Below are 15,121 nucleotides of genomic sequence, written 5' to 3' on the forward strand. Positions count from 1 at the left end.
ACAGGTGCCCGAAGGTCTTCCTCTCAGCAATCGCCATCGCAGCTCTCGTCATCTATTGGCTATGAGTCCTGACCCTAGAACCGCGCCTCTAATTGTCGAAGCTAATGCTCAGTTTATCTGAGGTAGCGATACTCTGGCAGGTTAATATATCTCCTCGGGTGACATCGCTGTCTTCAAGGGCCATTCGAGCATGCATATGGACCTGACCTTTTGTTAGACGCGCTTTGCAGGCGCCGCATACTCCGGACTGGCAACTGAAAGGTGGTGTTAAGCCCGCCGACAATATTGCATTCAGTAGCGTTTGATCTACGGCAACAGGAACCTCGTGTGTCGCCCCGCCCAGTTCAACTTGTGCATTGGCGGCGATACCCGTCACACTGGAGGCTGTGACTGTAGCCCCGCCGAAGCTTTCCATATGAATTCGGCTCGCAGGTACGTCCAGTGCCATCAGCGCGTTGCTCACGTCCGCATTCATAGCTCCGGGTCCGCAAATCCAGTAGTGGACATCTTGCGCCACAGGTGGGGTTTCCTTCACGGCGGCTTTTATGGCATCTGCATCCACGCGACCTTTTCGCCACGAGCTGGACCAACTCCACAGCGAGGGTGCAGACAGGACATGGCGCAATGTGAACCGGACGACATGATCAGTTTTCAATATGTCTAATTCTTCGCCAAAGATGATGCTTTCGCCATCGGCGTTGCCATAAATCAGATGAGCCACTGAATGAGGTTCTTTTTCGAGGACAGAGTTGATCATTGCAAAAAGCGGCGTGATGCCACTGCCTGCGCCAAAGAAATAGTGGGTGCGGCGCTTCAACGGGTCCGGCGTCAGGGAAAATTGACCGAATGGCGGCATGACATCGACCGTATCGCCGGGCTTTAGATGGTCTCTGATATGATTGGACACCAGCCCACCGGCCACCCGTTTTACCGTGATGCGCAAAAGGGCACCCGGCGGGTTGGAAATGGTGTAGCTGCGGCGTTGCTCTTTCTCGTTGAGGTGGAATCGAAGAGTGACATGCTGACCGGCTTGCCAGCAAAAGGTTTCTGCCAGACTGGTCGGTAGATCAAAGGTCACGCTTGTGGCTTTGCCGTTGATCTCAGGCCGGATTTCAGAAATTTTCAGGGAAAAGAAATCTGGGTTCATGGTTTCCTCAACGATAATCAAACGTGGTGTCGAGAGCTCGGATTGCCAGCCGACCAGCTTGGGAGACGATGAAAAACCTATCCGTCTGGTTCATCGTTCCAGTTGTGTCGTCCCAGATGTAATCAATACTGGTCTTGGCGATGACACGCGTGCCGCCCTCGGTGGATTCCGAGGAAAACGTGGGCGCACCGCGCCTTGTTTCCCTGTATCCCTGCATCGCGTCGGCCAATGTGGTATCCTGATGCCAATCAGGAAGTGTTTCCCAATCGGCCACCGGATAGGAAAACGTCTCATCTGGCTGTCCAAGCCCGAATTTGATTGTGACAGTATGTACTGCCTTCGGGTGCCAGTCTTTCCACGTTGCGGCGATCGCTGCCTCATCTGTTGCATTGAGATAGCGCGCCGCCAGGTCCTTGGGTTCGTCTGACGGGTTGGCCAAGACCAGTCCGGTTGCCAGGATCGTACCGATCAAGGTTGCAATAATGCGTTTCATTTACTTTCCAAATTTGGCGGAGTGGATGGAAGTGTACGACCGGGCAATTGAAGGAGTGATCCGATATTGACCCAAGGCATCTGGCTAAGTTTCGGCTTCTTGTGTCGCAAGGAAGTCCAGGATTGCTTGTTGGTGTCTGACAACCGGGCTTTCACCGTTGGCGGCAGGACCGACTTCAAAAAACGGGCTGGTCAAAGACTTTTGCTGTTGCTCACAGGCGTAAATATCTTCGGCTGTGAAATCACCTGACGCCATAGGATCATCTTCGCCGATTGCGTCGCTGTCAGGATATTTTGGGCCGCCGAAATCCTTCCAGAAACTCCAACTGCTCCATTCCTGTTTCTGAAATTCCCACCCTGAGGCATTCGCCAGTTTGGTGCGGTTTTCCACGCGCGTCAGATCAGGACCCAAGGGCGTGATAATGAAAATGTTCCAGCTATCCTCGCCCGCGCCAAGCCCGATACCGGGAAATAGCATTGGCACCCAGGCCCCAATATGGGGTTCTGGTATTGCCCGTGGTGTAGGCAGGTTTTTCTCCAAATCCTTGGCATAATCAGGCGCTGGCGGTTCCCAGAAGTGATAGTGCGGACCTTTCCAGCCGTATTCCGCCCGCGCATGATCATACATGTGCAGCGTATTCGAATGAAGATGGCTCAGGTGATAGACGTCGATATAGTTTTCAACCACGATCTTCCAGTTGGCCTTGATTTCATAGCTTTGCCGCGCATCGGGATATTCCACCAGGTCTTCCGGTTTGTGTGGACCCAACAGCGGATCAACAGCGCCGAACCACTCAGCAAGGCTTGGTGGATTTGGATCGGGATGAACAAACAGCATGCCGCGCCAGATATCCACACTGGCGGGTTTGAGGCTGAGGCAGGATTTGTCGACACCATTGGGATATTCCTTTGCCTCATCCGGAACAGAAATCAGGTTGCCCTCGAGATCATAGGTCCAGTCATGGTAGGGGCACGTCAGCGCCTTTTGCGTTTTCCCGACGGCCCGGATCAACTGGGTGCCACGGTGACGGCAGATGTTGTGAAACGCCCGCAGACGGTGATCACGCCCCATCACGATAAAGATGTTATTCAGCCCCGCCTGTACCGACACAAAATGACCGGGCTCTGGCACATCCTCAGCCAAACCTGCATAGCGCCAAGTGCGTGAGAAAATCAGCCGCTGTTCGCGATCAAACCAGTCTTGCGACGTATAGGCGTCAACGGGAAGGCGGTGGTACATTTGGGTCATGGCAACCTCTTAAACAAGCCAGATGGCGTAGGTCGGAAATAGGCTGGCCGCGATCATCATCAGGCCGAACACAGCCCAAAGGATCGCAACTGCCCAGAAAAGGATCGGATCGTGTTCGCGCGAGATATCAAAGACAAGTGCGGTCTGACCCGTCATAATCGATGGCACCAACCACCACAGAAACAGCAGGCCCCAAACCCAGTAGAGCCCCAGCACAGCCGCAACCAAAAGAACTGGTAATGCCATATGATTGACAAGGCGTCGGGTGCTCATACGTTCGGCTCCAAACTGGCGGCAAGGATCGTTGCAGCCTGTTTCAGCTCTTCGCGCCAGACCTCGGGCGGATTTAGCGGGGTCAGCGAATCCAGGTTCACATATGTTGCGGAAATCCCCTGCGAAACGGCACGGATCTGGGCAGGAGGGGCGTTCGGAAAGGCGCGTTTCAACACGACTTCAATCACCTCAAAGAACTGCTCCAAGCTGTCGACAAGGGGTTGTCGCATTGACGGATGATTGGCGACGGATGTGACAAGCGACTGGTAGGCCAGCATTACGCGCGGATCATTAGGGACAGATTTATCAAACAGCAGATCGATCAGATCAGCTGTTGTGCCCGTCGGTTCCAACGCGTCCCGAAGGGCGGTTGTCGCCTGCGCAAACCTGTCTACGACATGGCTTATAAGGGCCCCGGTCATCTCGTCCTTGTTGCCCAAATAATGACGCAGGATGGGTCGTTTGACACCTGCCTCAGTCGCGACGCGCTCTTGGGTAGCTCCCTCCAATCCGAAACGGGACACACAGGTGAGATATGCATCAAGAATCTGTTCTGATCGCTGGTCTTTAAGACTGGGACGGGGCATCGCTTCTCTCGTTTATTGTCACATCTGACAAATAACTATTCAAAGTATATTGTCAATAATGACAATTAATAAATCTCTGCAAGAGCCGGTGCGCCCACAACCCCGAGAGGTTACTTCAATGCACTAAGGTTTCAGTGTTTGTTGTCGCTTCCGGTAGCTTTCGCCGCATTGAATCGGTGTCGACTTCAAGTTTGCCAAATAGTTTTTCGGCCCAATGGACGGCCCCGGATGTCAAAAGAAAAACCTCTGGCACCACAATCCACTCACCAATCCACACACCGCCGGAACGCTCATGCTGGTGCAAAGTCAATTCGCCAATCTGCTCGGCGCGTTGACGTCCCAGTCTTCCGACAGCCTCGCCAAATTCTGACGCCCGTTGGTTCTGCTTATGCGCCATTGCAGATGAGGCACCCCGACCTGTTTCATGAGTTTCCGCGATTTCGGCAATGTCGGTTGAGGACAACAAATTCACGTTATGTGAGATTTTGCAAATGGTTGCACACAGTGCACCAAGCGCTGTCACGATGTCCGCTATTCCATCCCTCGCATTTTGCCAGTGCGGGTCGATGACGCCCAGTCCCAACGCATGTGCAACAGCACGTTTGATCTGTGACCCATCATCATTGTCATAGGCTCTCAGATCCCCTACTGGTCCTCCGATTTGAACATTCACCCCTCGCAACGCAGCGTCATCGATTGCGTTCTGTCGACGCACCAGCTCAGATTTCCAGACCTGCAGTTTGGTGGCGAAGCACATCGGAACGGCGTGCTGGCCGTTGGTGCGCCCCATCATCATCGTGCCCCCATGATGAACGATCTGCTGATCCAGCAATGTAAGGAGCCGCTGCAAGTCCAGACCGACCTCTGCGAGTCCGATCTTCATTTGCATTGCAAGAGCCGTGTCCATGATGTCTTGCGTCGTTGCACGGAAGTGAAAGTAATTCGCATGATCGCCAAGCGCTTTACGCATCTGTTGAATAAGCCCAACAATAGGTCGACCCACAATCAACATGTCCGCCTGCATTTGGTCCTTGTCGAGCATCTGCGGCGACAAAGCCTCAATCGCACGGGCTGCATCGCTGGGAATAAGCCCTGCCTCGGCCTGACATCGAGCCAGAGTTTGCTCAACCTTCAACCAGGCTGAGATCGTGCTGTGTTCTGACCAAATGACGCGCATGTCGCGGGTCGAGATACAGTCGCGATAAAGATCGAACTCAAGCATCACCCAGCCCTCCCGCCGCAAGCTTTCGGTCTCTTAGGACACCCCGGACACGGAACGCTATCGCGCCAGCACCGATGATTATGAAAGCCAGCGCAATTGGGCGTTCGACAAAAATCAGAGCGCCCCCATCCGACATCAGCAGCGATTGGCGAAAGGTCTCTTCGGCGCCCTTTGCCAACACAAATGAGATGACAAATGCGGCGATATTAAAGTCGTGCTTTCGCATCAGCCAACCTACAAACCCTGCCACGGTCATCACTGTCACATCGAACATTGACCCACGTGCAGAATAGGCGGCGACAAAGGCGGTCATGAAGATCATCGGATAGAGGACATTAGTCGGAATTTTCAGGATCAAGCGCGCCACTTGCGTGGCTCCAAAATAACCGATCACGCCATACGCAATGATACCCAGCATTCCGCAAGCGAACAGTTTATAGACCAATTCCTTGTCAGTCAGGAAAAGTGTTGGTCCAACCTGAATGCCATGGATCAGGAAGACACCCAGAAGGATGGCGCCAATGGTCGATCCCGGAATGCCCAACGTCAACAGGGGAGCCATAGATGGGCCGGAAACCGCATTGTTTGCTGCTTCGGGTGCTGCGACACCTTCCAATGCGCCCTTGCCCCATTGCTCGGGGTTCTTCGCCCGGCGCTTCCCTTCACCGTAGGATATGAAAGCGGCAATCGCTGAGCCCAGCCCCGGCAGGACGCCGATACCTGCCCCGATAAAGCCACCACGCAAGGCGTGCGGCAGGCAGGGTTTGTATTCCTCCCAGGTCAGATCATTGCCGTCTTGCGTGCTGTCGTTCTCTTTAGTCTCACCATGGGTTTTCCGACGTTCTTCCAATTGGGCAAATACTTCGCCTAGAACAAAGACACCGATCATCAGGGGAACCAGTCCAATGCCATTGGACAAGTCGAAGGAGCCAAAGGTGTAGCGTTCCTCGCTCGAAATCGGATCAAGCCCAACCATGGCGACCAGAATTCCCATCAGGGCCGACGCCAGTCCTTTGACTACGGATTTGCCGATTACCGATCCAATCACAACAAAAGCGGCAAAATAGATTGCAAAGGTTTCCGGCGGTCCCAGTTTCAATGCGATGGACGCGATGAACCCTACACCGATGACCAACATGATATCCCCCATCAGATCGCCAATGACTGAAGAGATGGTGGCGACCTTCATCGCCTTTCCTGCCTTTCCCGCGCGCGCCAGCGGATAGCCGTCGATCTGGGTGGCAGCACTGGCAGCTGTGCCCGGCGTATTGAACAGAATGGCCGCGATTGATCCACCATAGCGTCCGGATTTGCCAATCACGTAAAGAAACGCCAAGGCGAAAAGGGGCGACATATAGAAAGTGATCGGCAACAGCATTGCGATGGCGGCTGATGCGGTCAGTCCGGGGGTCGCACCCACGATCATGCCAACAAACGCCGCCAATACGATGGCGAAAAGCAGCATCGGATCTGTAATCACCGAAAGAAGAGCGGGAAAGATTTCCATATTTTGTTACCCCTGAATCCAGTTCAGCAGATCAAAGACCTCGCCATAGGGTGGGAATACGCCGAGCAGCACAAAGAAAATGATGTGAAAGACCAGCGGGCACAGAATGACTGATAGCGCCAATCCGGTCCGACTACGGACGTCAAAAATGTAGAGAACCAGCGGAGCAACAATCGCAGTCGGAACAAGGTATCCGAACCATCGGAAAGATTGCTGATAGATCAGCGCAATGATGAAAAGGCCGATGATCTCAAGCGTGGCCCCATTGTCGGGTTCGCCTTGTGCTTCACCTGCGTTCTGACGTGTGGCCCCGATGATCAGGAATCCGGACAGAGCAAGCAGCGCAACAGCTGCAGCAAAAGGCACAATGCCAGCCCATGTATCACCGGGCGAGGCCGCTGGCACTTGCCAGGCACTCCAGATGGCAACACATGAAATGGCTGCCAGAACAAGCCCTTCGGCATAAGCACGCATAATTCCCTCCGTCACACATTGGTCGTTGAGAGAGATCGGCTGGCGATATCGCCACCTGATCCTGTCAGTCTCAGTTCGTCAGGCTATCCACCAAAGGCGCGGCGTCTTCTTTCATCGCCGAAAGTGTTGCCTTGGCATCTGCGCCGTTTTGATAGACCGGGCCGGTTCCGCGTGAGGCCAGAAGTTCGGCAAACTCAGGTTTCGCTGCGATCTGTTCCAGTGCGTCTTCCATGGCCGCAACCACCTCGGGCGGCGTGTCTTTTGGTGCGAATACAATCACCGGGGACGATACGGCAGCGAAGGGTATCCCTAGTTCACCAAATGATGGCACATCCGACATAATCCCGTCGCGGTCCTGACTGTTGACCGCCAGCGCGCGCAGCTGATCCTCAAAACCGGCCAATTGCTGCACGCCAAGGAAACCGAAATCAGCTTGTTCGCCAATTAGTGCTGCACGGGTCGGACCACCACCTTTGAATGGTACATCCTGTGCCTCAATGCCGTTGTTGGCCAGAAAGCCCAGGCCGCCAACATGGTGAAACCCGCCGCGTCCCGAATGCGCCCAACGAAGCGATCCTGGATCAGCCTTTGCCGCGTCGATCACGTCTTGCACGCTTTGGAATGGGCTGTCCTTTGGCACCATCAGCGATGTCTGCAACTGACCGACCTGAGCGACAAAATTGAAACTTTCCAATGCGTCAATGTCGGTGTCCCGCGTCATGGTCGACAAAAGGAACGACCCACTCGACGTCATCATCATCGTGTATCCATCCGGACGCGCACCGACGACCGAGTTGGCGCCGTTCAGACCGCCCGAACCGGGCTTGTTCACGACTACAACTGGTACGTCCAATATGCCCTCGGCTGCCGCCGAGATGGCACGTGCATAAGCATCTGTACCACCACCGGCCTTGTACGGCACGATGAGGTTGATGGGGCGCTTGGGCCAGTCGGCAGCAAAGCTGGCTGTGGCTGTTGTCGCTACGGCAACGGCGGCAATGGCCGCGTTAAGTAGTGTTCTGCGTTTCATCGGGTCCTCCCATAAGCTCGACCCTAAACTATCTAAGTTTGGGTGTTGATAAAAATGCAAAGATAACATCTACTCTTGCAAAAAACGAAAGACTGGGTGAATGAACATCAAAGCTTTGCGCGCATTCAGTATCACGTTGTCCGAAGGCTCTCTGATTGCCGCCTCGGAAATATTGCACCTGAGCCAACCCGCTGTCAGCCGATTGATATCGGGATTGGAAGCAGAACTAAGGCTTACATTATTTGATCGAAGCGGCCGCAACCTTACACCTACTCCAGAAGGGTTCGCATTCTACCGCGAGGCAGGTCGAATTCTGGAAAATCTGGATGAAGTGCCCAGGATCGCGGCGGAAATTCGTGCTGGGCGAACGGAATCACTGCGCATTGTCACTATGCCCAGAATTGCGCAAACCCTATCGGCCCGCGCAGTGGCAAGGTTTTTCAAAGAACATCCTGACATCAACATCAGCCTGGATGTCCGGGCACGGCGCGAAGCCGGAAAGTGGTTAGCAGGGCGCGAATACGACATCGGTATTGGAGCATTGCCCGTTGAACATCCGGGAATTCGCACACAACCGTTATTGAGAGTTCGGGCACAGGCGATCCTGCCTGCAGATCACAAACTTGCCAAACGACAGGAACTCTCAGCGACTGAGCTTGTGAATGAACCTATCATCCGTTTGATGCAGGGGTTGCTACTGCGAGATCAACTGGATGACATCTTTCATTCTGCTGGCGTTTCTCCTGGCCAGTCTTGCGAAGTTGCGTCTTCCCAACTGGCGTGTTCACTTGTTGCAGAAGGGGCAGGTATAACTATCGCAGATGAATTGGTCTCAGCTCAGATTGGTCTCGAAAACTTGATCCTGGTGCCGGTTGTTCCCGAAAAATGGATGACATTCGGGCTGTTGTACCCCGTCTCGCAGGACAGAACTGAAGCTCTTTGCCGCTTTGAAACAGTTTTGCGCGACTTGGTTCGGGAACTGGCGGGTCAAAGCCCAACGTTGGAAGTGGCCATGGATTAGGACCATTCGATGATCAGATGCTCGGGGTTCAATCGCCATTGAATGCGTCAGGCTCTACGCTGACGCAGTTGCAGAAATGATCCACATCGCTGTGTCGAGAAGAGCGACCAAGGTTTGTTCGTTTGATTGACAATGGGAGCTTAGTGAACTTATCCCCCAATTTGTGGCGCGCGCAGCATTGGTAGGTGTGGGCTCTTTCAAGACCTTGGGTGCAGTGCAGCATTTCGGTTCAAGAACCACTCGCCATCAATTTGAACGGCCCATAGCCGACATCCATCAGCCCTTTGAAATACTGTGTTAGCAGCCCGCATTTCAGACATTCGCTGCGATTGCGAAAGTTAGTCTAGGTGAATTCTCACTCCGCGGTCGACAGTGGAATCGCTACCTCAGACTTGTCTCATTCATTGCTAGATTTCTATGGCTACAACAAACTCCAGCCAGCTATCGATGCCGGGGGTCAAGATCTGGGGCCAGGCACGAAAACAAATCTGAGGGCACATGCGAATTTGATTCTCTAAACCTTTTTACAATTGAATCGCGCCAATCAAACGACGTTCGTAACATCACAACCTTGTCTCGGGTTCGCCAACAAAGAATTTTAGAACCGATAAGTCGCGCCTAGCACAGGCCCCGACTGATCAAATGTAAAATCGTTGCCGTTGATTTCATGATCGAATGAGATATAGCGATAGCCACCGCGGATCAGCCACCTGTCGTTGATTGCGTAATCTGCCGTCAGCAGAATCTGCCAGGTTTCACTGTCGCTGCGGAAGCCTCCGTAGTCGACAAAACCGGAGCCCGACCACTTATCCGAGAACTGTACCCGTGCTCTGGCGCCGATGACAGGGTCGATCCAGCTATCATCTGCCGTTGTTGTGCGCCCCGGTGCCGCGCCGGGTAGAAGGGTAAATTCCGTTTCAGTGCTGAACCACCGGAAACCCCCGGCGACGTCAACGGTGATAGTTGGCGCTTCATACACTCTGTAGCCAACATAGCCACTTAGGTATTGTGTGGTAAATGATGTCTCCAGACCCGAGCCGGCAGGTCCAGGAGCGCTGTTACTGAAAGATAAGTCTGTGTAGTTGTAATCTGCAAGTATCAGCCAACGTCCGTTGGTGGCCGAGAACGCACTCATAAAGGCAAAATCGAGGTTTTCCAACGCATCCGAAAAGCTGAGCGTACCGTCCAGAGTGCCCAAAGGTGTGTCCAATGTAGTCTCTGTTTCCGGCATGAACAGGTAGATTGTGGCCTCATATGACCAATCGGATTGTTGAGCCGAAGCCACTGTGGCCACAGATGCAAAAAAAGCTACTCCGCAAGCGCAGCTTTTCACCCAAATTGACGAAGTCATTCTGTCCCTCCCGTCAAACAATCAAGTTTGAATAAATGGTCTTTGGTTTGTGGTTGTTTAGCCATGGGCCTCATTCTACAGCTCCTTCGGTTGCCATGGAACCGCTGCCGACACGATTAATATCAGTGTTCGGGAAGAACTCGGACCAGACATGCCAGAATGCGCCTGCGCGCAGGGTTTCGACACGTTTTAGCTGACCCTGATCTGAATGGCCCCAAAAATCGCAATGGCTCACAGGTTGACCAAAGTCGTTGTACCAAACGCCTAGGCTTTCATACTTTGGATCCAAGCTGACCACGACATCTCGTCCGCCGACATTGGAATTCACGATCCACTCGTTCTCGACGATGAAATCATCAGTCCAGCAAACCGCATCCTTACCGATCGTAATTCCCCAAACGTAGGTTTTATTTGGTAACCGATCGTCCGAACGATCCATGTTGTCCATCACGGGCGCGTCTTCCTGATGCTGGCGTCCGATGCCCCAGCCAAACGTGATCTCGGTCATCATATCCAGCAGGCGCAAAAATGGGTTCGGGGATGGCTTGTTCAGAAATACCTCACCGTCAGGATAGGCCTTCTGAAACCCGCGGAACGTCATTCGAAAGGTTGGCCAGGGCTCCATTCGCGCTTCGGGTCGAAGGGGGCAGGCAGGACCGTCGGAGTTAGGGTCGCGGTCCGCCTCGCGGAAACCATAGATGTGCTGGATCGGCTCGCCCATGTCGTTATCGCGCAGGATTAGGTTATTGCCATGCTGGGCCAAAACCTCGAGATTCAACCGTCGTCCTTCTATTCGCGGAATGTAACCCTGACCCAGATTGGCCATAGCGCAATAGGTCATGACCACGTCTTCGCCACCCAAGCCATCTACATTCCCGGCCAGATGAGGGCGCATAATCTGCGCATCCGGGTGCGCGCGGGCTTGGCCGTTGTTTTCGATGACTACGACGGGCGCAGTTGGTCCGACATATTTGCGGGCTTCTTCAATTGGAAAGTACTGGGCGTCATTGAGCTGGTTCCTTAGACCCAAATGCACCCAAACGTAGGGAAACCCATAAAGAAGAAGAGTAAGCACAGCCGCTATGAGCCAAAGCCAGAAAGGGCCAGCGCCCAAAAGGAAATGCGCAAGTGTTGCCGCTGCAAATCCGCCAAGTCCGATACCGATCAGGCGATATTCATTGCGGATAAAGCGCACCATATTCTCGCGCTTTACCTTCAGCAGCATTTGAGAGACGTCGCCAAGGTCTCTGAAATAGACAAAGCCGATCCCAAGGGATGTGATCAAACCCAGTGCAAAGAAAAGTAGTCCAATCATGTGATGATCCTAAAGGCTTTGGTGCGTCGCTGCCGTTATCGGTGTTATTGCTGCGGGGCTTGGCGTTTGATCAGGAACGCCTCAACCGCTTGTCGCGATTCTGGGCGCGTGTTTTCAATCCCTTCATAGGGCACGCCATAGGCCGGCGGACTATCTGGATATTTCTCTTTACGGGCCATGTGTCGGCCCAGAATTCGCACAAACTCCTGTCCACCCCAGGCGCCAACCTCGGTTGAGACTGAAAATTCTTCGCGAGTGTCGCGATATAGGTCAAAGAATTCGGCGGCGATGGGGTTTTTGCCAGGTGGCGGCAAGATGAGTTTGAGTTGATCTTTGACGACGGCTTCGGGTTTTTTGTCTGAATAGATGATCACGTGGTCGCGGCGCGATTTTGCTTCGTCGTCGAAAAGCAATGCAGCAGATTGATCCACGCCGTCAATTAAGCGATCGCGTGGGACAAACTGATCGGCACCGGCGAAGCGAGCCATTGTTGTATAGAGATCGGAGATGTGGATGATGCTGTTGAGAAGGCCATCTGCTGTGATCATGCCGGGCCACCGGATAAATGCATCAACCCGCACACCGCCCTCGGTGGTGTCGGCTTTACCGCCACGAAAGATCATCGGAGTGAACCCTGATTGCGGTGAGTATTTGGTGAAATGGCCGTTGTCGCCCATTACGATAACGATTGTATTCTCAGCCAAGCCGAGCTCGTCAATTCTGGTGAAGAGATCACCAAGCCATTGATCCAGCAACTGCATCTTGTCGACATAAAGTCCGCCGTTAGCGCTTTTGGGGCCCGTTCTGCCGGTTCGTGTGTTGTCCAGCGGGATCATGGGCCAGTATTGCATGAAGAATGGTTCTTCACCGCCAGCCAAACGCTCCAATTCGTCCATGGTCTTGTCCTGGAAGGCTTGGTTCATCTCGTCATACTTTGCGGCGTTCCAGCGCTCGCCAGGTTCCATTCGGATTTCGCGGATCGGGCCGCCAGCTTCGCCTTCAATAACGGTCATCATGGCCGAGGCATCAGGACGAAACCACTGGTCGATGGTGTACTTATCATCGTAGTCCCGAATAGCCACCGAAACCTGTTCCTTGATCGCGTCATCATGGAAGATCGTTAGTTGCCCCTGTTGGTGGATTGCATGCTGGGCATAATCGAACCCCTGATTCATCGCCCAGCTTTCTGAAATATCCCCCATGTGCCATTTGCCAACGTGGCTGGTAGAGTATCCAGCCTGTTTTAGTACTTCCGCCAGCGTAACCTCTTCCCCTGGAAGGCCTTCCCCGGCGATATCAACCTGTGTGTTGCCCATTCCCATACGGACGGGTAGCCGCCCGGTCATTTGGGCAACGCGGGTCGGGGTGCAGGACGGTTCGGTATACATCCGAACCATACGCATCGCTTCATCAGAGAAATCATTGATGTTGGGCGTCTCATAGCCCCGGACGGCATTCAACTCGGGTATTCCCATATCTCCGAAGCCAAGATCATCGATCAAGACACTGACTATGTTTGGGGGTTGCCCCTTGTTCCTATCTCGAAAAGCGGCCAGAGCATCATCAACAGCGGTATCATCCTGTGCCCATTGTTCTGCATGTTGTGCCTGCAGAATATAGAATTCGGCATCGTGTTGAATTGGGTCTTCCTGCGCTTGCAAAGGTGGTGCCGTAACGCCTGCACAAAAAACCAGAAGCCATTGTAGTTTCATTCCGTCTCCCCCAGGTTTGAAGCCGAGCTTCGGTGTTTGATCTTTGATGCGTTAACCAATTGTAACATCGTTATATTCAGATATTTACTTAAATTTGCGACGTCACTGCCAGCTCATGAATACATCACGGGTCAGTTCAGTTTCCGGACGCAGGTTTTCGATGCCCTCATAGGGGGTACCTTTGCCGATCTCTGAATGTGGATATTTGGCGATCATCTTCTGGTGGCGCTTTATCATATCCTGAAAAGATGCACCGGCCCAAAGCGAGTAGCCAACCAACGGGTGTTCCTCACGAGGGTCCCGATAGATGTTATAGGTTGGAGCAGCCGCGCCGGGTTGACCAGGGGCAGGAAGGTGCATCTTGAATTCTTGTTTAACGACCGAGCGCAAGACAGGGCCTTCGTAGACATAGACATAGTCGCGCCGACCGTTCCCCTCGCCGTTCAACAGTAACGCCGTCTGGTCAATGCCGTCTATCACACGGTCCCTTGGGATAAAGGCGGTGGCTCCGGCAATTCGCGCCATTGTGGTGAAGATATCTGAAACATGAACGATGTCGCCAGCTGCAGTGTTGGGTTCGATCACACCGGGCCAGCGAATGAACGCATCGGTTCTTACTCCGCCTTCAAGATGCTGAGTTTTGCCTCCGCGATAGATTAGTTGGTTCAGGCCGGATGAGCCTTCATAGTGATACATCAGACCATTATCTGCCATCAGAACAACAATTGTGTTGTCTGCCGTGCCGGTTTCTTCAAGCTTGGCCAAGAGATCTCCAATCCATCCATCAAGCAGTTGCAGCTTGTCGGCATGAAACCCGCCATTTCGTGAAATTGCCTGATCCGGGTAGACGAAGTTCAACGGGTACAGCGGCCAGTATTGCAAGAAGAATGGCGCATCCTCGGAGGCTACACGTTCGAGTTGCTCCAGCGCCTGCCGTTGATATCGTTCGTTCATCTCTTCATATTTGGCCTGCGTCCAAACCTCACCGGCTGACATGTCTACTTCCAGGGCGGGCCCACCGGCTTCGGCCTCGACACCGGTGACAAGACCATATGGCTTGAAGCGCTCATCCAGCAGGAACTGATTGTTCTGCCCCTCGGGCACGTAGCCGAGCATGGCGTTGGACCTCATTGCCTCGGGGATCATGAGGCTCAGCTGCACTTGCTGGTGTAGTGGAAATGCGGCCCAGTCGAATCCCTGATTGTGTGGGTACGATTGCTCAATGTCACCTTGGTGCCATTTGCCGATATGCGCCGTATTGTAGCCGACTTGTTTCAGTATCTCCGGCAGTGTCACTTCGCTGGTCGGAAGACCTTCTCCAACCAAAGCCACTTTGACCTCTTCGACACCGGCGCGTATTGGGTGGCGCCCTGTCAGCATGGCGGTACGTGTGGGAGTACAAGAGGGTTCGGTATACATGCGCATTAGCGACATGCCTTCGGTAGCCAACTGATTGATGCTGGGTGTCTCGATCCCCATGACGTAATTCATCTTGCGGTCACCTATCTGACCAAAGCTTACATCATCGATCAAGATGTAGAGGAAATTAGGAGGCTTGCCGCCATTGGCCGCACGAATTTCGGTCAGCTTGGCGTCGACTTCAACGTCTTGCGCATCCCATGCCTCACCAAACTGCGCGCGAAGGAATTCGAACTCGCCGTCATGAACAATCGGGGTTTCCTGAGCAAGCACGGAGCCGGCACCAATCAACAACGCAGGCAAAATGTATCTAAGTCTCATG

General features: G+C 53.5%; 14 protein-coding genes. 1 reads left to right on the forward strand and 13 read right to left on the reverse strand.

The genetic code is table 11. The features are described from left to right. Positions 1-88: 88 nt before the first annotated feature. The 9 genes from AC2FHW_RS08695 to AC2FHW_RS08735 form a co-directional block, all read right to left on the reverse strand. Positions 89-1,147: a ferredoxin--NADP reductase gene (locus tag AC2FHW_RS08695; RefSeq protein WP_271952829.1), complete on the reverse strand. Its 1,059-nt coding sequence runs from the start codon at positions 1,145-1,147 to the stop codon at positions 89-91. Positions 1,148-1,154: 7 nt separating this feature from the next. Further along, on the reverse strand, positions 1,155-1,640 hold the full coding sequence (locus AC2FHW_RS08700; protein WP_271952831.1) for a hypothetical protein: 486 nt from the start codon (positions 1,638-1,640) through the stop codon (positions 1,155-1,157). 84 nt (positions 1,641-1,724) lie between these two features. Continuing rightward, a complete protein-coding gene (locus AC2FHW_RS08705) occupies positions 1,725-2,888 on the reverse strand; it encodes an aromatic ring-hydroxylating oxygenase subunit alpha (RefSeq protein WP_271952833.1) in 1,164 nt (387 codons plus the stop codon). A gap of 9 nt (positions 2,889-2,897) precedes the next feature. Further along, positions 2,898-3,161, reverse strand: coding sequence for a hypothetical protein (locus AC2FHW_RS08710; protein ID WP_142639675.1), 264 nt, complete (start codon positions 3,159-3,161; stop codon positions 2,898-2,900). Beyond that, positions 3,158-3,670, reverse strand: a complete 513-nt coding sequence (locus AC2FHW_RS08715; protein ID WP_496679048.1) for a TetR/AcrR family transcriptional regulator — start codon at positions 3,668-3,670, stop codon at positions 3,158-3,160. The genes AC2FHW_RS08710 and AC2FHW_RS08715 overlap by 4 nt, the downstream gene beginning before the upstream one ends. 193 nt (positions 3,671-3,863) lie before the next feature. After that, entirely contained in the window at positions 3,864-4,970 is a 1,107-nt protein-coding gene (locus tag AC2FHW_RS08720; RefSeq protein WP_496679046.1) for a lyase family protein, read from the reverse strand. After that, a complete protein-coding gene (locus AC2FHW_RS08725) occupies positions 4,963-6,477 on the reverse strand; it encodes a tripartite tricarboxylate transporter permease (protein ID WP_496814459.1) in 1,515 nt (504 codons plus the stop codon). Before AC2FHW_RS08725 ends, AC2FHW_RS08720 begins: the two co-directional genes overlap by 8 nt. Before the next feature lie 6 nt (positions 6,478-6,483). Next, positions 6,484-6,951, reverse strand: a complete 468-nt coding sequence (locus AC2FHW_RS08730) for a tripartite tricarboxylate transporter TctB family protein (RefSeq protein ID WP_282022308.1) — start codon at positions 6,949-6,951, stop codon at positions 6,484-6,486. Between the two features lie 70 nt (positions 6,952-7,021). Next, positions 7,022-7,981, reverse strand: a complete 960-nt coding sequence (locus tag AC2FHW_RS08735; protein WP_496679041.1) for a tripartite tricarboxylate transporter substrate binding protein — start codon at positions 7,979-7,981, stop codon at positions 7,022-7,024. A 100-nt stretch (positions 7,982-8,081) separates the two neighbouring features. Here AC2FHW_RS08735 and AC2FHW_RS08740 point away from each other — a divergent pair, with 100 nt between their 5' ends. Further along, positions 8,082-9,002, forward strand: coding sequence for a LysR family transcriptional regulator (locus AC2FHW_RS08740; RefSeq protein ID WP_496679038.1), 921 nt, complete (start codon positions 8,082-8,084; stop codon positions 9,000-9,002). A gap of 598 nt (positions 9,003-9,600) precedes the next feature. Here the strand turns inward: AC2FHW_RS08740 and AC2FHW_RS08745 are convergent. The 4 genes from AC2FHW_RS08745 to AC2FHW_RS08760 form a co-directional block, all read right to left on the reverse strand. Next, positions 9,601-10,353, reverse strand: a complete 753-nt coding sequence (locus AC2FHW_RS08745; RefSeq protein ID WP_496821794.1) for an outer membrane protein — start codon at positions 10,351-10,353, stop codon at positions 9,601-9,603. Positions 10,354-10,423: 70 nt separating this feature from the next. After that, entirely contained in the window at positions 10,424-11,668 is a 1,245-nt protein-coding gene (locus AC2FHW_RS08750) for a DUF3179 domain-containing (seleno)protein (RefSeq protein ID WP_271952040.1), read from the reverse strand. Between the two features lie 44 nt (positions 11,669-11,712). After that, complete coding sequence (locus tag AC2FHW_RS08755; protein WP_496821796.1) at positions 11,713-13,380, reverse strand: sulfatase-like hydrolase/transferase; 1,668 nt, start codon at positions 13,378-13,380, stop codon at positions 11,713-11,715. Between the two features lie 102 nt (positions 13,381-13,482). Continuing rightward, complete coding sequence (locus tag AC2FHW_RS08760; RefSeq protein WP_496821797.1) at positions 13,483-15,120, reverse strand: sulfatase-like hydrolase/transferase; 1,638 nt, start codon at positions 15,118-15,120, stop codon at positions 13,483-13,485. Position 15,121: the final 1 nt, after the last annotated feature.

This window comes from Ruegeria sp. YTSA108 (assembly GCF_059610185.1).